General features: G+C 71.4%; 18 protein-coding genes. 13 read left to right on the top strand and 5 right to left on the bottom strand.

All coding sequences use genetic code 11. The features are described 5' to 3' along the window. Positions 1 to 25: 25 nt before the first annotated feature. From kdd to H504_RS37420, 8 genes are all read left to right on the top strand, one after another. Entirely contained in the window at positions 26 to 1,057 is a 1,032-nt protein-coding gene (gene kdd, locus H504_RS0128370) for an L-erythro-3,5-diaminohexanoate dehydrogenase (protein WP_026425560.1), read from the top strand. Next, positions 1,054 to 2,679 carry an amidohydrolase gene (locus H504_RS0128375; RefSeq protein ID WP_026425561.1) on the top strand — a complete coding sequence of 542 codons (1,626 nt, stop codon included), beginning with the start codon at positions 1,054 to 1,056 and terminating at the stop codon, positions 2,677 to 2,679. Before kdd ends, H504_RS0128375 begins: the two co-directional genes overlap by 4 nt. Further along, on the top strand, positions 2,666 to 4,240 hold the full coding sequence (gene kamD, locus H504_RS0128380) for a lysine 5,6-aminomutase subunit alpha (protein ID WP_026425562.1): 1,575 nt from the start codon (positions 2,666 to 2,668) through the stop codon (positions 4,238 to 4,240). The genes H504_RS0128375 and kamD overlap by 14 nt, the downstream gene beginning before the upstream one ends. Further along, on the top strand, positions 4,237 to 5,004 hold the full coding sequence (gene kamE, locus H504_RS0128385; RefSeq protein ID WP_026425563.1) for a lysine 5,6-aminomutase subunit beta: 768 nt from the start codon (positions 4,237 to 4,239) through the stop codon (positions 5,002 to 5,004). The genes kamD and kamE overlap by 4 nt, the downstream gene beginning before the upstream one ends. Further along, complete coding sequence (gene kal / locus H504_RS0128390; protein ID WP_026425564.1) at positions 5,001 to 5,390, top strand: 3-aminobutyryl-CoA ammonia lyase; 390 nt, start codon at positions 5,001 to 5,003, stop codon at positions 5,388 to 5,390. The genes kamE and kal overlap by 4 nt, the downstream gene beginning before the upstream one ends. A gap of 172 nt (positions 5,391 to 5,562) precedes the next feature. Then, positions 5,563 to 7,626 carry an AMP-binding protein gene (locus H504_RS0128395; RefSeq protein ID WP_026425565.1) on the top strand — a complete coding sequence of 688 codons (2,064 nt, stop codon included), beginning with the start codon at positions 5,563 to 5,565 and terminating at the stop codon, positions 7,624 to 7,626. A gap of 73 nt (positions 7,627 to 7,699) precedes the next feature. After that, positions 7,700 to 8,233 (top strand): PadR family transcriptional regulator, encoded by a 534-nt coding sequence (locus H504_RS37415; RefSeq protein WP_035306592.1) that lies wholly within the window; start codon positions 7,700 to 7,702, stop codon positions 8,231 to 8,233. After that, positions 8,230 to 8,637 (top strand): hypothetical protein, encoded by a 408-nt coding sequence (locus H504_RS37420; protein WP_051386343.1) that lies wholly within the window; start codon positions 8,230 to 8,232, stop codon positions 8,635 to 8,637. The genes H504_RS37415 and H504_RS37420 overlap by 4 nt, the downstream gene beginning before the upstream one ends. Before the next feature lie 35 nt (positions 8,638 to 8,672). Here H504_RS37420 and H504_RS0128410 read toward each other — a convergent pair whose 3' ends face one another. Beyond that, positions 8,673 to 9,581 carry a cyclase family protein gene (locus H504_RS0128410; RefSeq protein WP_026425566.1) on the bottom strand — a complete coding sequence of 303 codons (909 nt, stop codon included), beginning with the start codon at positions 9,579 to 9,581 and terminating at the stop codon, positions 8,673 to 8,675. 173 nt (positions 9,582 to 9,754) lie between these two features. Here H504_RS0128410 and lnt point away from each other — a divergent pair, with 173 nt between their 5' ends. Then, positions 9,755 to 11,407 carry an apolipoprotein N-acyltransferase gene (lnt, locus tag H504_RS37425; protein WP_084468323.1) on the top strand — a complete coding sequence of 551 codons (1,653 nt, stop codon included), beginning with the start codon at positions 9,755 to 9,757 and terminating at the stop codon, positions 11,405 to 11,407. Positions 11,408 to 11,441: 34 nt separating this feature from the next. Continuing rightward, entirely contained in the window at positions 11,442 to 12,197 is a 756-nt protein-coding gene (locus H504_RS0128420; protein WP_026425567.1) for a polyprenol monophosphomannose synthase, read from the top strand. Here H504_RS0128420 and H504_RS37430 read toward each other — a convergent pair. Beyond that, positions 12,175 to 12,837 carry a TMEM175 family protein gene (locus H504_RS37430; RefSeq protein ID WP_245614486.1) on the bottom strand — a complete coding sequence of 221 codons (663 nt, stop codon included), beginning with the start codon at positions 12,835 to 12,837 and terminating at the stop codon, positions 12,175 to 12,177. The two genes, H504_RS0128420 and H504_RS37430, sit on opposite strands and share 23 nt — an antisense overlap. 979 nt (positions 12,838 to 13,816) lie before the next feature. After that, complete coding sequence (locus H504_RS0128430; protein WP_026425568.1) at positions 13,817 to 14,161, bottom strand: RNA polymerase-binding protein RbpA; 345 nt, start codon at positions 14,159 to 14,161, stop codon at positions 13,817 to 13,819. 591 nt (positions 14,162 to 14,752) lie between these two features. Here H504_RS0128430 and H504_RS0128435 point away from each other — a divergent pair. The 3 genes from H504_RS0128435 to H504_RS0128445 all read left to right on the top strand — a co-directional run bounded on the left by H504_RS0128435 (position 14,753) and on the right by H504_RS0128445 (position 18,297). Continuing rightward, entirely contained in the window at positions 14,753 to 17,194 is a 2,442-nt protein-coding gene (locus tag H504_RS0128435; protein WP_245614487.1) for a glycoside hydrolase domain-containing protein, read from the top strand. A 49-nt stretch (positions 17,195 to 17,243) separates the two neighbouring features. Next, complete coding sequence (locus H504_RS0128440; RefSeq protein WP_157440685.1) at positions 17,244 to 17,588, top strand: hypothetical protein; 345 nt, start codon at positions 17,244 to 17,246, stop codon at positions 17,586 to 17,588. An 85-nt stretch (positions 17,589 to 17,673) separates the two neighbouring features. After that, positions 17,674 to 18,297, top strand: a complete 624-nt coding sequence (locus H504_RS0128445; RefSeq protein ID WP_026425571.1) for a thymidine kinase — start codon at positions 17,674 to 17,676, stop codon at positions 18,295 to 18,297. Between the two features lie 12 nt (positions 18,298 to 18,309). Here the strand turns inward: H504_RS0128445 and H504_RS0128450 are convergent, their stop codons facing one another. Together H504_RS0128450 and H504_RS0128455 are read right to left on the bottom strand one after the other, a co-directional pair. Next, entirely contained in the window at positions 18,310 to 19,725 is a 1,416-nt protein-coding gene (locus tag H504_RS0128450; protein WP_084468325.1) for an MFS transporter, read from the bottom strand. Between the two features lie 103 nt (positions 19,726 to 19,828). Beyond that, positions 19,829 to 20,626, bottom strand: coding sequence for a class I SAM-dependent methyltransferase (locus tag H504_RS0128455; RefSeq protein ID WP_026425573.1), 798 nt, complete (start codon positions 20,624 to 20,626; stop codon positions 19,829 to 19,831). Positions 20,627 to 20,637 lie beyond the last annotated feature (11 nt).

A 20,637-nucleotide genomic window follows, 5' to 3' on the forward strand; every position in this document is an offset into this window, starting at 1 on the left:
CAGTTGCCCACGGAGGGGACGCGGGATGGACGCACAGCTTTCAGCGGTCGGGCTGCACCGGGTGCTGGAACCGGCCGGAGTGCTGCCCCAGCGCGCCCACCGGCTGGACCCGGACCCCGAGCCGCACCAGGACGAGGTCGTCATCGACGTCGAACGGCTCAACCTGGACGCCGCCTCCTACCGGCAACTGCGCGAACAGCACGGCGACGGCGACGCGGTGCGTGCGGCGGTGCTGGCGATCGTCGCCGAGCGCGGCAAGATGCAGAACCCGGTCACCGGATCGGGTGGCATGCTGCTCGGCACCGTCCGCGCCGTCGGCCCGGACTCGCCGCTCGGCCTCGAGCCGGGCGACCGGGTGGCGACGCTGGTGTCGCTGACGTTGACCCCGCTGCGGATCACCGACGACCTCGCCGACTGGGACGGCCTGGGTGAGCAGGTCCCGTGCCGGGGCACCGCGATCCTGTTCGGCCGGTCGATCGCCGCCGTGCTGCCCGACGACCTGCCGGACGGGTTGTCCCTGTCGGTCATGGATGTCTGCGGCGCACCCGCCCTCACCGACCGTGTCGTGCGCGAGGTCGGGGCCGGGGCGTCGGTGTGCGTGCTCGGTGGCGGAGGCAAGTCCGGGTCGCTGTCGCTGGCCGCGGCTCGCCGGGCCGGGGCGGCCAGGGTGGTCGCCCTGGTGCCCACCGACGTCGAGGCGAAGGCCGTCGTGGACGCCGGACTGGCCGACGAGGTGGTGATCGCCGACGCGCGCGACCCGATCGCGGTGCTGCGGGCCGTCGGCGCGCAGGTCGACGTGACCGTGGTGTGCGTTGACGTGCCCGGCTGCGAACACGGCGCGATCATGGTGACCCGCGACGGCGGCACGGTGGTCTTCTTCTCGATGGCCACCTCGTTCTCCGCCGCCGCGTTGGGCGCCGAGGGGCTTGCCGCGGACGTGCGGATGCTGGTCGGCAACGGCTACGTCCCCGGTCACGCCGAGTTCGCCCTGGACCTGCTGCGCACCGAGCCCGGCGTGCGGGCCCTGTTCACCGCCCGCGAGACTCAAGACTCGTGACCACAGAAACGACCCTGCTCACCGGCGGCCGGATCCACTCCCCGGCCGACCCGTTCGCCACCGCCATCGCCATCCAGGACGGGGTGGTGGTGTGGCTCGGGCAGGACTCGGTCGGCCGGTCGCTCTACGGGGACGGTGAGGTCGTCGAGTTGGACGGCGCGTTCGTGGCACCCGCGTTCGTCGACGCGCACGTGCACGCCACCTCCGCCGGCCTGCTGCGCGTCGGCCTGGACCTGACCGGGGCGCGGAGCCTCGCCGAGTGCCTGGCCATGGTCGCCGAGCACGCTCACGGTGGTCGCCCGGTCTGGGGGCACGGGTGGGACGAGACGCGGTGGCCGGAGGGCAGGCCGCCGACCCGCGCGGAGCTTGACGTCGCCGCCAAGGGATCAGCCGTGTACCTGTCCCGAGTGGATGTCCACTCCGCGTTGGTCTCCACCGCCCTGATCGTTCGGGCTCAGCGCGGCCAGGCTCGGGGTGTGCACGACGCCGACGGCTTCCACCCCGACGGTCCGCTCACCCGCGACGCCCACCACCGGGTCCGCCGGGCCGCCCAGGACGCCATCACCCCGGCGCAGCGCGACGCGGCGCAACTGGAGTTCCTGCGATACGCGGCCAGCCAGGGGATCGCGTGTGTGCACGAGTGCGCGGGACCGGACATCTCCGGGCCGAACGACCTGACCGCCTTGTTGGCCCGCGCCGGCGGGGATCTGCCGGAGGTTGTCGGCTACTGGGGTGAGATCGGGTCCGCTGAACTCGCCGTGCGGCACCGGGTCCGGGGGCTGGCCGGGGATCTCTTCGTCGACGGCGCCCTGGGCTCCCGCACTGCCGCGTTGTGCGACCCGTACACCGACTTCGACACACGGGGAGCGTTGTACCTGGAGGCCGAGGCGATCGCCGAGCACCTGGTGGTGTGCACGGAGGCCGGGATCCAGGCGGGTTTCCACGTCATCGGTGACGCGGCCGTCGCGGAGGTGGTCGCCGGGTTCGCGTTGGCGGAGAAGCGAGTCGGGTTGCCCGCGCTCGCCGGGACCCGGCACCGGCTCGAACACCTGGAGATGGTCAGCCCGGAGCAGGCCCAGCAGTTGGGGCAGTGGGGCGTGGTCGCCTCGGTGCAGCCGCAGTTCGACGCCGCCTGGGGCGGTCCGGACGGGATGTACGCGGCGCGGCTGGGGGTCGAGCGCGGCACCTCGCTGAACCCGTTCTCCCGGTTGGTCGCTTCCGGTGTCGTGCTCGCGTTGGGCTCGGACGCGCCGGTCACGCCGGTCGACCCGTGGGCGTCGGTGCGCGCCGCCGTCAACCACCGCACCGAAGGGTCGGGGTTGTCGCCGCGCGCCGCGTTCACCGCGCACACCCGGGGCGGCTGGCGCGCCGCCGGGGTCGATGACGGCCTCACCGGCACCCTGGTCCCCGGCGCGCCCGCGACCTTCGCCGTGTGGGACGCGCCGGACCTGGTGGTGGCCGTCCCGGACGACCGGGTCCGCCGCTGGTCCACCGACCCGCGCTCACGGGTTCCGGGGCTGCCCCCGATGGACCCGGACGCGCCGTTGCCCACCTGCCTGCGCACGGTTCTGCGCGGCCGGGTGATCCACGAGGCTGGAGGGAACCGGGATGCCACTGCTTGACCTCGACCCCGAGGTCGTCGCCACCGCTCGGGACTTGGCGGCGAAGGCGGCCGCGCCGGTTGTGGAGATCGCTCGGTCGCACACCACCGTCTCGGTGGAGCGGGCCACACTGCGGTTGGCGGGGATCACCGGCGCCGACAGCACCCACCGGGCGGGCGACGTGCCGTGGGTCAACCGGGTCGTCGACACCGTCGCCGACCACTGCGGGCTGGAACACGGGGTGTGCGGGCCGGTCTTCCACGCCCTCGCCGAGCACAACCTGGAAACCCTCACCGAACTCGCCGAGGCGACCGCCGCCGGGCAGGTCAGCTACAAGATCCCCACCGGCCGGGACGCCGTGCGCGCGGCGAGGGCCGCGCGGGCGGCTGTCGCCAAGGGACTGCGCACGGTGGACCGGAACCGGGCCCAGCGGGACAAGTTGGTGGCCAAGCTCGGTGACCCGCCGCGTCGGCCGTGGATCTACCTGATCGTGGCCACCGGTGACATCGACGAGGACGTGGTGCAGGCCGCCAACGCCGCGCGCGCCGGGGCGGACATCATCGCGGTGATCCGGTCCACCGGGCAGTCGCTGCTGGACTACGTGCCGGAAGGCGCCACCCACCACGGGTTCGCGGGCACCTACGCCACCCAGGAGAACTTCCGGATCATGCGGGCCGCCATGGACGAGGTGTCCCGGGAGGTCGGCCGCTACGTCCGGGTCACCAACTACGCGTCCGGGCTGTGCATGCCGGAGATCGCGGTGCTCGGCGGCCTGCAGCGACTGGACATGATGCTCAACGACTCGATGTACGGAATCCTGTTCCGCGACATCAACCCGATCCGCACCTTCGTCGACCAGCGGTTCTCCCGGCAGGTGCACGCCCGCGCCGGGATCATCATCAACACCGGCGAGGACAACTACCTCACCACCGCCGACGCCGTGGACGCCGCGCACACCGTCACCGTGTCGCAGTTGCTCAACGAGCACTTCGCGCACGAGGCGGGGCTGCCGGACGACCTGCTCGGCCTCGGGCACGCGTTCGAGATCAACCCGAAGGTGCCCGAGTCGTTCCGGTTGGAGTTGGCGCACGCGCTGCTTGCCCGCGAGCTGTTCCCGGCCGCGCCGCTGAAGTGGATGCCGCCGACCAAGCACATGACCGGCGACGTGTTCAACGGCTACCTGTTGGACGGGTTCTTCAACCTGGCCGGTGTCCTAACGGGACAGTCGATCCTGCTGGTCGGGATGATGACCGAGGCCGTGGTCACCCCGTTCCTGTCCGACCGCGACCTGGCCCTGGCCAACGTCCGCTACGTGCTCGACGCCGCCGGGGGACTGGTCGAGGACTTCCGGCCCGCGCCGGACGGGTTCATCGCCAAGCGCGCCCACCAGGTGCTCGGCGAGGCCGTCGACCTGCTCAACCGCGTTGTGGACGACGGACTGCTCAACGCCATCGCCGACGGCACCTTCGGCCTGATGAAGCGCCCACCGGACCAGGGCAAGGGCGCCGACGGGGTGATCGCCAAGGCCGACACCTACGCCAACCCCGCCGTCGACCTGCTCGACGAGGGGGCGACCCGATGACCGCCGTCCAGCCCGACCACGGGAAACGCCACGTCCGCCCGTACGGCGACACGAGCGGCGACGGCATGATCCAGACGTCGTTCACCCTGCCCGTGCCCGCCGGTCCGCGCGCGGAGGGGGCCGCGTTGCTGCTGGCCGCCAAGATGGGCATCGACCCGGCCATGGTCGTGCACTCGAACGCCATCGGCCCCGACTTCACCTTCTTCGTCGTCTACGGCTCGGTGCGCCACATCGTGGACCTCGACGAGGTGGAGGTCGTCGAGCGCGAGTACCCGTTGCTGCCACCGAGCGAGGTCAACACCGCGGTGAAGAAGTCGTTGCGGCGCAAGCTGGTCGTGGTCGGCGCGTGCATCGGCACCGACGCGCACACCGTGGGCATCGACGCGATCCTCAACATCAAGGGTTTCGCGGGGGAGAAGGGGCTGGAGTACTACCGGGAGTTGCGGGTGGTCAACCTCGGCGCCCAGGTGAGCGTGCCGGACCTGGTCAAGCGGTCGCGCGCGGAGAAGGCGGACGCGGTGTTGGTGTCCCAGGTGGTCACCCAGCGGGACGCGCACATCCTCAACACCCAGGAGATGTCGGCGGCGTTCCGCGAGGCCATGGGCGCCCGGCGGCCGCTGCTGATCGCCGGTGGCCCCCGGTTCGACCCGCGGATGGCGGGCGACCTCGGCGTCGACCGGGTGTTCTCGCGCGGCACCACCCCCGGCGAGGTCGCCAGCTACCTCGTCCACGCCATCACCCAGCGCAAGGAGCAGCCGGTATGAGCCCGACACCAGGAGTGACCGTCACGCACCGCCGGTACGTGCCGCACGCGCACGCCCACTACGGCGGCAGCCTCGTCGACGGCGCGTACTCGCTGGGGCTGTTCGGCGACGTGGCCACCGAGCTGTGCGTGCGCACCGACGGCGACGAGGGCCTGTTCGCCGGTTACGACAAGGTCGAGTTCCTGGCGCCGCTGCGCGCGGGTGACGTGGTGGAGGCGACGGCCACGCTGGTGCGCGTTGGCACCCGGTCCCGGGGCGTGGAGTTCGAGGCCCGAGTGGTGTGCCGGGCCGCTCCCGAGCGCGGTCCGTCCGCCGCCGACGTGCTGGACCCACCGGTGATCATCACCCGGGCGAGTGGCACCGTCGTGGTGCCGCCGGGGCAGTGAACCCGGCCGCCGGTTGCGCCGAGTGAGTGATCTTCTCCGGCGCTGCTCCGTTCGGCGGATGCCGTGCTTGCGCCGGTTAGCCGTTCGCTGATAACAACCGGGTCTACGTGTGAACAGCGCTGTCGGGGCGGGTCGCCTCGGTGGCCGCCGCCGACGGAGGACTGCGAGACCCATGCCGGACGAGCTCGTCGAGGTGCGGCTGCACCTCGACCACGCACCGGACAAGGTCTGGGACGTCCTCGGCGAACCCGCCCTCTACTCCCGGTTCGTCCGCGAGATCGCCTGCGCCGAACGCGAGCCGCAGCGCGCGGGCCGCGCCCGCTACCGGGTCCGGTTCAGCGTCGCGGGCGGCGAGCCGGTGCAGGACAGGGTGGAGGTCCTGGTCAACCGCCCCGGCGAGCACTTGGTGCTGGTCGGGCCCGCCTGGCAGGGCGGGCACCTGTCGATCAAGCTGGAACCGGAGTCCGGCGCGCGCACCGCCGTCGAGGTCGTGCTGTCCCTGCCGGAGGGGCTGACCGGCGGCGGCACCACGCTCAGCACGGCCTGGCTGCGCAAGCGGATCCGCAAGGCGCTCAGCCGGGTCGACGACCACCTGTCCGGCCGCGCGATCACCGTCTCCTCGACCCGCATCGACCAGGCCGCCCGCGGCCAGTCCACGCTCACCGTGGCCCGCACCCTGGCCCGCGCGGGCGTGCTGTCCCCCGGTCGCCCGGACAAGGTCCTCCGGCAGGTGGGGGCGCTGGCCCGCTGGGGCGCGACCCTGGTCGGCGGGTACCGGGCCGCCGCCGCCCGGGTGCCGGACGCGGTGGCGTTCACCGACGAGCGCGGCACGCTCACCTTCGACGACGTCGACCGGCGGACCACCCGGCTGGCCAACGGCCTGGCCAAGCGCGGGGTCCGCGCCGGGCGCCGGGTCGCCGTCATGTGCCGCAACCACGCGGGCCTGGTCGAGGCCACCATCGCCTGCGGCAAGCTCGGCGCCGACGTGCTGCTGGTCAACACCGGTCTGTCCGCCGACCAGCTCGCCGACCTGGTCGAGGCGCACCGGCCGATCGCGCTGCTCGCCGACGACGAGTTCGCCCCGCTGTTCCACAACCTGCCGTCGGCGTTGCCGTGGCTGTCCACTTGGACGGCCGACCCGGGCGAGGACACCGTGGACGGGGTGATCGGCGCCTCGCCCGCCACCCCGGTCAAGCCGCCGCCCACCGCGGGCAAGATCATCGTGTTGACCTCCGGCACCACCGGCACGCCCAAGGGCGCGCGCAGGCGCAACCCGCCCGGCCTGGGCTCGGCGACCGCGGTGCTGTCCAGGATCCCGTTCCGCGCCGGGGAGAAGATGCTGGTCGCCGCCCCGGTGTTCCACACGTGGGGCCTGGCCGCGGTCCAGTTGGCGATGCCGCTGCACGCCAACGTGGTGCTGCAGCGCCGCTACGACGCCGAGGCCACCCTGGCCGCCATCGCCGACCTGCGCTGCACCGCGCTGTTCGCCGTCCCGGTCATGCTGCAGCGGATCATGGCGCTGCCCGAGCGGGTCCGCGCCCGGTACGACACGTCGAGCCTGCGGATAGTGGCCTCCAGTGGATCGGCGCTGTCCCGCCACCTGGTCACGTCGTTCACGGACTCTTACGGCAGCATCCTCTACAACCTCTATGGGTCGACCGAGGTGTCCTGGGCCAGCATCGCCGACCCGGCCGACCTGCGCGCCGCCCCGACCACCGCGGGCCGCTGCCCGGTCGGGACCAGGGTGGCCATCGTCGACGCCGACGGCATCCCGGTCGCCCCCGGCGTGGTCGGCCGCATCTGCGTCGGCAACGAGATGCTGTTCGAGGGCTACACCAACGGCACCAGCAACGAGATGCACGACAACCTGATGGTCACCGGCGACCGCGGCTACCTCGACGCGGACGGCCGCCTCTTCGTCTCCGGCCGGGACGACGACATGATCATCTCCGGCGGCGAGAACGTCTTCCCACGACCGCTGGAAGACCTGCTGCTCGGACTGGACGCGGTCGCCGACGCGGCCGTCGTCGGGGTGCCGGACCAGGAGTATGGCCAGCGGTTCGCGGCGTACCTCGCGCTGAAACCCGGTGCTCGGCTTGGCGCGACCGCGGTCCGCGAGTACGTGCACGACCACTTGGAGCGCTTCTCCGTCCCACGGGACGTGTTCTTCGTCCGCCGGGTCCCGCGCAACGCCACCGGCAAGGTCGTCAAGCGGCTGCTGGCCGACCTGGACTGACCACCGCCCGTCCCTCGACTCCGCTCGGCCGGCCGTGGTATCTAACAGATATATCTGGTAGATAGGGGGAGTCGTGGTCCGGCGGAGTCAGACCGAGTTGGCCGTGCTCGGCGCGCTGAGCGTGCAACCGATGACCGGCTACGCGGTGCGCGAGGCGATCCGGGACGTGCTCGGGCACTTCTGGAGCGAGAGCTTCGGGCAGATCTACCCGACCCTCGCGGCGCTGGAGGAGCAGGGCCACGTGCGTCGCCCCGACCGCGCCGCGCCGTACGAACTGACCGCGAGCGGACAGCGGCGCCTGCGGGACCTGCTGGCCGAACCCGCGCAGAAGACCCCGCCGCGCAACGGCCTGATGCTGCGCCTGTTCTTCGGCCGCCAACTCGGTCAAGCCGCCTGCCGCGCGCTCCTGCACCAAGCCCGCGACGACGCGGAACGCCAACTCGCCGAATACACCGGCCTGCGCGCCGCCGTCGCCGCGGAGGCCACGCCGGACACCCCCTACGCCCTGTTGACCATCTCGGCCGGTGAGCACACCGCCCGAGCCGCCCTCGCCTGGGCCGAAGACTCCCTCGCCGCCCTGGACGCACTCCCCGGAGACCAACCATGAGAACAACCCCGTCCAGCAAGAGAACCGTCATCGCCGCCGCCGCATTGTGCGGAATCGTGGCCGCGTTCCAACTCACCCTCGCCCTCGGCGCCCCCCTCGGCCACGCCGCCTGGGGTGGCGCGAACGCGGACCTGTCCACTGGGCTCCGGGTGGCCAGCGGGTTCACCGTGCTGCTGTGGACCTTTGCCGCTTTCGTGCTCTTGCGTCGCGGCCGGGTGATCGGCGGTGGGGTGCCCGCGCGGGTCGCGGAGGTCGGGGTCTGGGTGGTCGTCGCCCTGTTGGCACTCGGTGTGCTGGCGAACGCGGCTTCCAGCAGTCCGTGGGAGCGCTACGGGTGGGCGCCGGTCATCCTCGTCCACTTGGTCTTGTGCGTGCGGGTGGCCCGGGAAACGCGTTCGTCCTGAGCCTGTCCCGCCATGTGGAGGCCGAGGTGGGTTGGTCAGAGCACGGCGTAGGCGCGGACGGGGAAGGTGCCGAAGTTGACGACCGGGGCGGGGACGGCGTGGAAGCGGAAGCCGGAGGCGGGGAGTTGCTCCAGGCCGCGAAGGTGCTCGACCACCGGGATGCCTGCGGCCAGCAGCGCCGTGTGCACGGGGCGGTCTGGGCCGTCGGTGCCGTCGATGTTGAGGCTGTCGATGCCGACCAGGGCGGCGCCCTGGGCGATCAGCCACTCTGCGGCGTCCGCGGTCAGGTGTGGGTGGCCGGAGAAGTAGGCGTCGGTGGACCAGTGGGTGGCCCAGCCGGTGTGGACGAGGACGGCGCGGCCGGTGACGGTGAAGGGGAGGAGGGTGGCCTTGTCGATGGCGCGGTGGCCGTCGCCCGCGACTCGGACGACCAGGGCGTCCAGGTCGGCCAGTCGGTCCAGCGGTAGGCCCGCGAGGTCGGTGCCGCCCGCGTAGCGGTGGAAGGGGCTGTCCACGTAGGTGCCGGTGTTGCCCGCCATCGTGATCTTGCCGATGTGGAACTCGGTGCCCGGCGCGTAGACCGATCGGGACGCCTCGCGGGTCAGGTGGTCGGCGAACTCGGGGCCGGGGATGCCGGGGTAGGTCGTCATGCCCTCGCGGATCGGGTGGCTCAGGTCGACCAACCGGGCGGCGGACGGGTGGTCGACCTCGGTGACCTTGATACCGCGCGAGCCCTTGTGCGGCTCGGCGATCATCCGGCGGTTGGCGATCTCGACCGTGCCGACCATCAGCAGGCCGAGGTGGCGGACCAGCGACTCGGCGACCTCGTCGTCGGTCGGCTCGGCGCCGGGGGAGTCCAGGCGGAAGCCGCGCACGGTCAGCGAGCCACCGTTGCGGAAGGTCACCTCGGCGTCGAACTCGACGCGCCACTGCTGCTCGGTCACGGGTCGGACGCTAGCAGTGCCGGGGAAGCCGATGTCCGGCTCACGCTCCACATCAGACTGAGAGCAGGCTTACCCTAACTGTCGACTAGAGGTTTACAGTTAGCCCTGACCTGCGCGTTCGCCGACGTTCGGGCCTCACCGGGGTCTCAGCCGCCGCGCCGTACCCTTACCCGGTGGCCGCACCCACCGTATCCCCGGAACCCGAGATCGCCGGTCCCGAGCCGCGCCGCCGCCGGTTCCGGGTCAACCCCCGGCTGCTGCTGCGGTGCGCCGCCGTCCTCGCCGCCGGTGGGCTGGTCTACCTGAGCGTGCCGCCGCGCACCGTGTGGTGGCTGGCGCCGCTCGGGTTCGCCGTCCTTGGCTGGGTGCTGCACGGCCGCGGGGCGAAAGCCGGACTCGGGTACGGCTTCCTGTTCGGCCTCGGCTTCATGACCCCGCTGCTGGCCTGGACCGGGATCTTCGTCGGCGCGGTCGCCTGGCTGCCGCTCAGCGCCCTGGAGGCGCTGCTGGTGGGCCTGCCGTGCATGGCGATCCCGATCGTCACCCGGCTGCGCGGCGGGGTCGTCTGGGCCGCGCTGGTCTGGGTCGCGGGGGAGTACCTGCGGTCGATCCTGCCGTTCGGCGGGTTCCCCTGGGGGCGGATCGCGTTCAGCCAGCCGGAAGGCCCGTTCCTGCATCTCGCCGCGTTCGGCGGCACGCCGCTGATCGCGTTCGCGGTCGCCCTCACCGGCTTCGGCGTCGGGAACCTGGCCTGCCGGGTCGCGGGTGGCGACCGGCGGCCGCTTCGGCTGGTGTCCCCGGTGCTGGCCATCGCGGTGCCGTTGGTCGCCGCGATCGTCACCGGGCCTCTTATCCCGACCGACCCGCAGGCGGGCGAGGTCACTGTCGCCGCCGTGCAGGGCAACGTGCCGCGCGCCGGGCTCGACTTCAACGCGCAGCGCCGCGCCGTGCTCGACAACCACGTCAAGCGCACCGAGCAGCTCGCCGCCGACATCCACGCGGGCAAGGTCCCCCAGCCCGACCTGGTCGTCTGGCCGGAGAACGCCTCCGACATCGACCCGCTGCGCAACGCCGACGCTTACGCCGAGGTCGACAAGGCCACCCGCGACCTGGGTGTGCCGATCGCGCTGGGCGCGGTGCTGGTCGGCCCGGACAAGAAGCCGCGCAACACGGTGATCCTCTGGGACCCCCAGCGCGGCCCGGTCGACTTCTACACCAAGCGCCAACTGCAGCCCTTCGGCGAGACCATGCCGATGCGCGGGTTCTTCCGGCTGTTCACCAGCGCCGTCGACCGCGCGGGCAACTTCGTCCCCGGCACCGACCCGACCGTGTTCGCCATGGGCCGGGCCCGGCTGGCGGTGACCACCTGCTACGAGGTCGCCTTCGACGACGTGGTCCGCGACTCCGTGCTCAACGGGTCCAACCTGCTCGCGGTGCCCACCAACAACGCCACCTTCGGCCGCAGCGAGATGACCTACCAGCAGTTGGCGATGGACCGCGTCCGGGCCGTCGAGCACGGCCGCTCGGTGATCGTCGCCGCCACCAGCGGGGTGTCCGCGATCGTGCGGCCGGACGGTTCGGTCATCGAGCAAACCGACCTTTTCACCCCTGCGGCGCTGGTCGAACGCGTGCCGCTGCGCACAGCCACTACGATGGCTGACCGACTGGGTGCCTGGCCCGAGCGGGTCATGGTCGCCTTCGCACTCGCCGCGCTGGTCGTCGGATGGGTCACGGCCGCACGCGCGCGGGCCGCGACCCGCACCGGCGGCGCGGTGACCGAGCCCGGACCGGGAACCGACCGGCCCGAGCCGAACGACCAGGCGTGACGCGCGCGACCCGACGGGGAGAGGAAACACATCGATGGACCAGCCGCAGGGCCAGCTCGAACCGGTGCTGGTGGTGATCCCGACCTACAACGAGCGGGAGAACCTGGAGCCCATCGTGCGCAGGCTGCACGCCGTGCTGCCCGCCGCGCAGGTGCTGGTGGTCGACGACGGCAGCCCCGACGGCACCGGTGACCTCGCCGACGAGCTCGCCGCCGCCGACGAGCGGGTGCACGTGCTGCACCGCACCGAGAAGGCCGGGTTGGGCGCCGCCTACATCGCCGGGTTCGGCTGGGCGCTCGACCGCGACTACGCCGTCATCGTCGAGATGGACGCCGACGGCTCGCACGCCCCCGAGGACCTGCCGCGGCTGCTCGGCGCGCTGCCCGGCGCCGACCTGGTGCTCGGGTCCCGCTACGTGCCCGGCGGCAAGGTCGTCAACTGGCCGTGGCACCGCGAGTTCCTCTCCCGCGGCGGCAACTTCTACGCCAGGGTCGCCCTGGGCGCCAAGCCCAAGGACATCACCGGCGGCTACCGCGCGTTCCGCCGCGAGGTGCTGGAGAAGCTCAAGCTGCACACGGTGGCCTCGCAGGGCTACTGCTTCCAGATCGACCTCGCCTGGCGCACCATCGAGGCCGGGTTCACCGTGGTCGAGGTCCCGATCACCTTCGCCGAGCGCGAGCGCGGCGAGTCGAAGATGAGCGGCAACATCGTCCGCGAGGCCTACATCCGGGTCACCAAGTGGGGCCTGCGCCGCCGCGGCAACCAGCTCAGGTCCCTGTTCCGCCGCTGACCCCGTCCGGGGTCCCCGTCCGGCGGGGGCCCCGGCGGTCACGGGCCAGGGTGTAGAGGTAGTAGCCGTGCGGGAACACGGCCCAGCACGCGTACGCCCAGTGCGTGAAGAACGCGATCGGCACCGACACCAGGAACCCCAGCGACTGCGCGGCCGACCGGTGGATCGACTCGGTGATGGCCCGCGGGCTCGTGTCCGGCCACAGCAGGGCCGACCGCCGCGCCTCCCACGTGATCAGTTGGAACCCGACGCCCGCCAGCAGTTGCACGGCGACGTAGAACAGGAACCGCGCCTCGAACGCGCCGTCCCCCGCGATGACCTCGGTGGCGAACGGCGTGACGACCTGGGCGAACAACCAGAGCAGGTTGTACATCATCAGCGCCTTGCTCACGGCCGCGATGTGCGCGAACAGCCGGTGGTGCGCGCGCCAGTAGGTCGCGATCACCAGGAAGCTGATCCCGAACGCCAGGTACTCGCCCCGGTGCTCGCCGAGCGTGTGCAGGAACTCGGCGTTCGTCGCGCCTGTGGGCACCGGCAACTCCAACGCCAGCAACGTCATGGCGATCGCGACGACGGCGTCACTGAAGAACACCAGCCGCTCGGTGGAGACAGCGCCCTCGGGGACTTCTCGATCGGTCATGGCGGGCATCATGCCGCGATCAACACCGACCCCTGACCGCAGGTCGCTCCCTGGGATCACCTGCCGGGTCGATCCCTGGGGTCACGTGCCGTGCTGGGCCGCCGTCGGGATCACGGGCGGTACCGCGGGGTCAGGCGCCGGGTCGTTTCCCGGGGGTACGTGCCGGGCCGGGCGGTATCCCAGGATCAGGTGTCGGGTCGGGTCGTTTTCCCGGGATCGTCTGCCGTGCTGGGCCGTCGTCCGGGTCAGGTGCCGGGCCGGGCGGTTCCCGAGGATCACGTGCCGGGGCGTTCCCGGGGTGAGGTGCTGTGCAGGCCGTTCCCCGGGATCAGGTGCCGTGCCGGCCATCGTCGGGGTATCTGGCCGGGCCGTCCGCCGGGATCACCTGCCGTGCCGACTCCGGGTGGGGAGGGGATGAGTTGTCCACACTCCGGCCTGCAGTCCACAGGCTCCAGCGCTGACCCCTGTCGATCTTGGGCAGCCGGTAGACTGGCCTCGGGGACGCCCCCCGGGAAGGGTGGGGGCCGCCCGGGGGTGGGTTTGGGCTGGTGGGTGGGGATTTCGAGTAGGTGTGGTGGTCTGTTGTTGTGGCGGGCGTGGTGTTTGTGGTGGTGTCGGTCGGGGGTGCGGCGCTGAGGGCGGGGTTGCGGGGGCGTCGGTGAGGCATGGCGGTGGTCGCCGCGATGGGGCGGCCTGGTGGGCGCGTGACCGCCGTCATGGTCGACGTTGGTGCGGGCGCGGGTCGTGGATTGATCACCCGTGCTGGATGGCCGCGCAGGTCAATGGCGTGTTCGGGGTCGAGCGGACCCGGGCGGCAGAGATGGCCGGGGGATGCGACGGTGGGCATCCTGACCGTGAAGGGTGGGAGAAGTCGGCACAGGACGGCCGCCCGGCTGGGGGTTCCGGGCGGCCGTTGGTTCACTGTGGTCCCGTTCGTCCCGGGATGTCCGTCGAAGTCGGGAACGAAGGCGGGAGGGGGTTACGCCGTGCGGCTGCGCCGCCCGCGCAGTTCGGTCAGGCGCTCGGTGAGCAGGTCTTCCAGTTCGGCGATGGTGCGGCGCTCCAGGAGCATGTCCCAGTGGGTGCGCGGGGGCTTGATCTTCTTGGGCTCGGGGTCCGTGCCGTCGAGCATCTTGGACTCGGCGCCGTGCAGCCTGCACTCCCACACCGAGGGGATCTCGGCGTCGTCGCTGAAGGGCACCTCGAAGTCGTGGCCCTTCGGGCACGCGTACCTGACCGTTCGACGGGGGGCCAGGTCGTGGTTGCGGTCAGTCTCGTAGCTGACCGCACCTAGCCTGCTACCACGGAGAACGCGGTCGGCCATAGCGGTGTCCTTTCACTGGGCCCGCCGGGACGGGCCAGGGTGTTGCTTACCCAGAGCAACGAGTGGATCGAGAAAAGGATTCCCGTTCCGCCCGCTGCGATCGCTCAGGGTGACATGCTTCACCCGTCAACAACAGCATCCTCTTAAGAGATGCCACGTCACCGGGATTGTGACGCGTGATCGGTGGAACCACATCGACATCTCACCCACTCGGGGGATGCTATCCACACCGGGGCCGATCAGGCGAACGCGAGTCGCCCCCACGCGGCCGTGGTGGCGCCGGTGTCCCCGATGCGGCGGCGGCACCCGGGTGGCGCCTGATAACGGACCGTAGCCCCTACGGTTCTCGAGCCACTGACGCTTTTCTCACCCTGAGTGGTTGAATCCGCCATCTCCGTGTCCACGACCGACCCCGGGTCGCCCGCTCGCACCACCGGCCGTCGACCGGCAGTTCGGACGAGCTGCCGCCGAGGCCATTTGTCCTGGTCAGGCGGCTTTGGCGCCACTCGGTGTGCCCGGATGTCGCATTGACCCGTTCCGTGCCGCGTGGTGACGATGGCGTCGAATGTCCGCACTGACCGGGGGAGCGACATGAACACCGACATGCCGAGACGGCAGGCGCTGCGGTTGATGGGGGTCGCCGCCGGGGCGGCGGGGGTCACCGTGGCGGGCGCGGGTGCCGCGGCGGCGGAGCCGGTGGACGCGGCGGTCGGCACGCCGCAGCCGCAGCCGCTGGAGGCGCAACTGCGGGGCGGGGACCCGGTGTACTCGGTGAACGCGCGCGGGGTCGGGCTGCTCGGCGCGCAGGTCGACGAGTGGGTGCTGCAGGCGCAGCGGTGGGTCAACCGCACCTACGGCGGCACCCCCGGGTACGTGCCCGCGCCGGAGACCGGCCGTACCGGCTGGTCGACGATGTTCGCGCTGACCAGGGCGCTGCAGATCGAGGTCGGGCTCAGCGGCGACCAGTTGTCCGACACCTTCGGGCCGACCACGCTGTCCCTGCTCACCCAGCGCTTCGGCGACATCGACCCCGGCGAGCCCGCCAACGTGGTCCGGATCGTCCAATCTGGCCTCTACTGCAAGGGCTACTGGGGTGAGTCGCTCAGCGGGCGCTACGGCGTGCCCACCGGCGACTCGGTCGCCCAGATGCGGTCGAACATGGGCTTCGCCGACAGCCGCCGGACGCTGGCGCCCAAGGAGTTCCGCGCGCTGCTCACCATGGACGCCTACGTGCTCGTGGAGAACGGCTCGGCGACGGTGCGGTCGGTGCAGCAGTGGATGAACCGCAAGTACTACGACCAGTCCTGGTTCACCATCATCCCGTGTGACGGGCACTCCTCGCGGGACGTGGCGAAGGCGCTGATCTACGCGGTGCAGACCGAACTCGGCGTGGCGGGGGCGAACGGCAACTACGGTCCGGGCACCCGCGGCGCGGTCAAGGCGAAGGCGCCGATCCGACTCGGTGCCGCGGACAGCGGGTCGGCGTCGTACGTGCGCCTGTTCCAGGCGGGAATGATCTTCAACCGGTACGAGGTCCCGTTCGACGGGGTGTTCGCCACCAGCACCCAGCAGCAGGTCTTCGCCCTGCAGCAGTTCCTCGCGCTGCCCGGTACCGGCGTCGGCGACTACCAGACCTGGTCGTCGCTGCTGGCCAGCAACGGCGACCCGGAGCGCAAGGGCACGGCCGCCGACTGCGTGTCCGAGGTGACGGCGGCCCGCGCGGCCGCGTTGAAGCAGGCGGGCTACCAGGTGGTCGGCCGCTACCTGACGAACGTGCCGAACACGACGCTGGACAAGAAGATCCGGCCGGGCGAGCTGGCCACGATCTTCGCCGCGGGCCTGCGCGTGTTCCCGATCTACCAGACCTACGGCGGCAGCGCGGCCTACTTCACCGACCAGCAGGGCGCCGCCGACGCGAGCACGGCCCTCGACGCCGCCACCGCCTACGGGTTCGAGCGGGGCACCACGGTGTACTTCGCGGTCGACTACGACGCGCTCGACAGCGACATCACCGACAGCATCCTGCCGTACTTCCGGGGCGTCAACCGGGCCATGGGCTACTTCGGCAACCCGTACCGCGTCGGCGTCTACGGCGCGCGCAACGTGTGCGGCCGGGTCGACGCCGAACACCTGGCCACCACCAGCTTCGTCTCCGACATGTCCACCGGCTTCAGCGGCAACCTCGGGTTCACCATGCCGCGCAACTGGGCGTTCGACCAGATCGCCACCACCACCGTCGGTGGCGTCGTCGAGATCGACAACGACATCTCCTCCGGCCGCGACACCGGTGTCTCCCGCGTCGTGGCCCGCACCTCCCCGAACGACCGCCTCGACGTCCGCTTCAGCACCGCCCAGACCGCCGCGTTGGGCACGGACCTGGAGAACTACGCCAAGACCGTCACCTCCAACACCATCGGCCTCAAGCACAGCGTCCGCGAGTCGCTGGACGTGGTCGTCGCCTACGACGAGCTGATCACCAACCTGTCCCGCTCCTACGGCGTGCGCAAGGCCGTGATCCAGAGCGAGGTGTGCTGGGAGTACTGGAAGGAAACCCCGCAGGACAACGTCTCCGACGGCCTGGTGGTGAGCTGGTACGCCTACCAGGAGGCGTACGAGGCGTGGCAGTCCGTCCCCGTCGGCCCGGCCCCCACCCCGCCCGCCGTCGCCGTGGACGACTGCAGCACCGGCATCGCGCAGATCTTCGCCGCGACCGCCATCCGCGGCCGCAACTGGGCCGTCGGCCAGGGCCTGATCCCCGACGCCCCCGTCAACGGGGGCGACTGGCACAAGGTCTGGGACACCTGGAAGCAGCTCCACGACAACGGCAACTACAACATCTCCACCGTGCCCCTGGTCCTGTTCGAGGGTGGTTCCCAGGTCGGCGTCACCGGCCGTCGCCTCGACTACACCGAGGTCGAACTCAAGAAGCTTTTCGCCCGCTACAACGGAACCGGCGCCCCGGCGGACCTCTACGGTCGGGAGTTGTACGGGATGTACCTGGTGTTCGAGGGCTACAACGCCCGCCTCCGCTGACCCGGTAGCGTTCTCCGGAGAGGACCGCGCCGATTTCCGGGGGATCGCGATGACCCGACGAGGACCGTTGTGGCTGGGCTGGCTGGCGGCCAACCTCGCTTTGGGTGTGGTCGCCAGCGTGCCGCTGATGACGGCGCTCGTCTTCAGCTACTTCGTCCGCGCCAACGTCTGGGGCACCGTCTCCTCCCCGTTCGCGCACGGCAGCGGTGAGGAGATCGCCGCCATCGCCACCATGGCCCTCGGCACCCTGTTCGTCGTCGTGGTGGCCACCCTCGCGAACCGGGCTTTCCGGCGCCGCCTCGAGGTCCGCGGCCTGGTCTTCTGGGTGGCGACCGTGGTCCTGATCCTCGCCCCGTGGCCGGTGGTGTGGGCGCTCGACCGGATGACGATATGAGCGTCCACGACGGGTGCCGGGATGCGTGATACTCCTCGGACCGATGTGGCCGTGGTTGGCCACGGGTCGTGCGTGAGGAGAACTGGTGGCGAAGTTGTACTTCTACTACTCGGCCATGAACGCCGGGAAGACCACGACGCTGTTGCAGAGTGCGTACAACTACCACGAGCGGTCCATGACCACGCTCATCCTGACGCCCCTGGTCAACAACCGCGACGGGGAGGGTGTGGTCGCCTCCAGGATCGGGCTGACCGCGCAGGGGCGCGTCTTCGACCCGTCCGAAGACCTGTTCGCGGTCGTCGGCGAGGGGGACATGCCGCACTGCGTGCTGGTGGACGAGGCCCAGTTCCTCACCAAGGCGCAGGTCTGGCAGCTCACCGACGTGGTCGACCGGCTCGGCATCCCGGTGTTGGCGTACGGGTTGCGGACCGACTTCCGGGGTGAGCTGTTCGAGGGCAGCCAGCACCTGTTGGCCTGGGCCGACGCCCTGGTGGAGATCAAGACCATCTGCCACACCGGTCGGAAGGCGACGATGGTGGTGCGCACGGACGCCGACGGGAACCCGGTCACCGGCGGTCCGCAGATCGAGATCGGCGGTGATGAGCGTTATATCTCCGTCTCGCGCAGTGAGTACAAGCGCATCACCGGCGCGGGTGAGCAGGCGGTGGCCCCGGCTCGCCAGGTCGGGACCGATGCCGGGCGGGGATGAGGGGAGCCGAGATCAGAGCAGCGACGGCTCGGTGTTCCCGGCGGCCTGGATGGCGCGGCGGACCGGGACGAAGGACATCAGGACCAGGCCGACGGCGAAGAAGACGACCAGCGAGATGATCGCGTACCGGTAGGAGCCGGTGGTGCTGGCCATGATCGCGAACAGCAGCGGGCCCAGCCACGAGGTGGCCTCCTCGCCCGTCTGGTACACCGAGAAGTACTGGGCTTCCTTGCCCTTGGGCACCATGTGGCTGAACAGCGACCGGGACAGCGCGTTCGTCCCGCCCAGCACCAGGCCGATGCCGCCCGCCAGGGCGTAGAACTGGAGCGCCTGCCCGGCCTGCACGAAGTAGGCGGCGCCGACCACCACGACCCAGACGACCAGGCTCAGCATGATCGTCCGCTTGGCGCCGAGCCTGCGCGCGACCAGCCCGTGCAGGATGCCGCCGAGGAACGCGACGAACTGCACGATCAGGATCGTGGTGATCAGCACGTCCGCCTCGAACTTGAGTTCCTCGCTGCCGTACTGGGCGGAGACGTTGGCGACCGTGGCGATGCCGTCGGTGTAGATCAGGTAGGTGCCGAGGAAGGCCAGGGTCAGCGGGAACGCCCTCGCCTCGCGCAGGGTCGCGAACAGTTCGCGGAACCCGGCGGTGAACACCGACCCGCCGCCCTGGTCGAAGCCCTGCGGCCGCTCGGTGTGCCCGCGCAGCCTGCGCAGCGGGATGATGGTGAACAGTGCCCACCACACACCGGAGAGCAGGAACGCGATCTGCGCGGCGTTGCCCGCGGTGATCCCGAAGCTGTCCCGGAACAGGTAGACGACCAGTTGCACGGCCAGCGCGAGCCCGCCGCCGAGGTACCCGAACGCCCAGCCGCGCGAGGACAGCCCGTCGCGTTCGTCGGCCGCGGCGATCAACGGCAGGTACGAGTAGTAGATGACCACCGACGTGCCGTAGGCGGTGTTGGCGACGATGAACAACACCGCGCCGAGTTGCCAGTTCGAGCCGCTCACCAGCGACATCCCGACCGTCGCCGCGGCGCCGATGAACGCGGACGCGGCCAGCATCGGCTTCTTGGTCGGGGTGCGGTCGGCGATCGCGCCGATCAGCGGCACGATCAGCACCTGGACCACGGTGGCCACCGACAGCAGGTAGCCCCACAGCGAGCCAGCCGGGAAGTGCAGGCCGAGCAGGCTGACGTCGCAGTGCGAGAGCTTGTCGGCGTCACCGGCGGCGTCGGCCGGGCACGGGTTGGCGCCGTTGAGCGCGGTGTCGGCCATCGCCGCCTTGGCGGCCACCTCGGTGAGGTAGAGCGCGCCGAAGACCGTGGTCACCGAGGTGGGGAAGACCGAGTTGGCCCAGTCGTACCAGCACCAGCCCCACTGCTCCCGCTTGCGCGCCTTGGCCGTCGACGTCGCTTCCACCATGCTCAAGGCCGCCTCCGTGCGGGACTGTCGGGCCGGTCAGCCGGGAGCGTACTGGCTCCGGTGGCGGCCGGGACCCGACGGCGGGCACGTCGAGTCCAAACAGTCACTTCCGCTTGCGGGACGCGGTTTTCCCAGCCGCTTTCGCCGCCTTGACCGGTTTCGCCGCCCCGGTGTCCGCCGCCTGCTCGGGCGTGGTGGCCAGTACCCCGGTCGCGAGACCGGTGAGAGTGGACAGTGCGAACCCGCCGTGGTCGGCGACCGCGTCGCGGACCCGGCTCTCCACCACCGACGCCAACAGGTCCCAGGTGACCCCGGCGGTCTCCGGGCGTTGCGCGCGCAGCAGGGCAAGGACGGCGGCGGTGTCCAGGTGCTCGGTGCCGCGCAGCGGGGTCACCTCGACGGCGGACAGGTGCCGGGTCAGCCACGCCTGGGCGTGGTCGAGGGAGAACCGGGCGTTGTCGTCGAGGAACGGCGGCGGGTCCACCACGCCGCAGTCGCGGGCGGCGGTCGTCCACAGGCCGCGCAGTTCGCGCCGGTCGGCCAGCGCGTTCGCGGCGACGACGACCCGGCCGCCGGGGGCCAAGATCCGGACGAACCCGGCGAGGGTGGCGTCCACGTCGTCCACCTCGTGCAGCCGGTGCAGCACCACCACGGCGGCGACGGAGCCCGCTTTGATCGGGAGCGCGTCGGCGGCGGCCCGCAGGTCGCGGCCGAGCGCCACGGTGCGGCCGAGTCCGCGCACGGCGGCGAGGGTGGCGATGGCGGTGGGCTCGTCGCCGATCAGCACGACCGGGCCGTCGACCCCGGCCAGCGCGGCCCGGACGGCGCCGGGCAGATCCGGCTGCTGTTGATCACCCGGCGCGGTGCGGGTGGCGGCGGTGGTCACGTCAGCGGTCGGCACAGGCCCAAATA

Origin of the sequence: Actinokineospora inagensis DSM 44258, assembly GCF_000482865.1 — a bacterium.
Taxonomy (GTDB): Bacteria; Actinomycetota; Actinomycetes; order Mycobacteriales; family Pseudonocardiaceae; genus Actinokineospora; species Actinokineospora inagensis.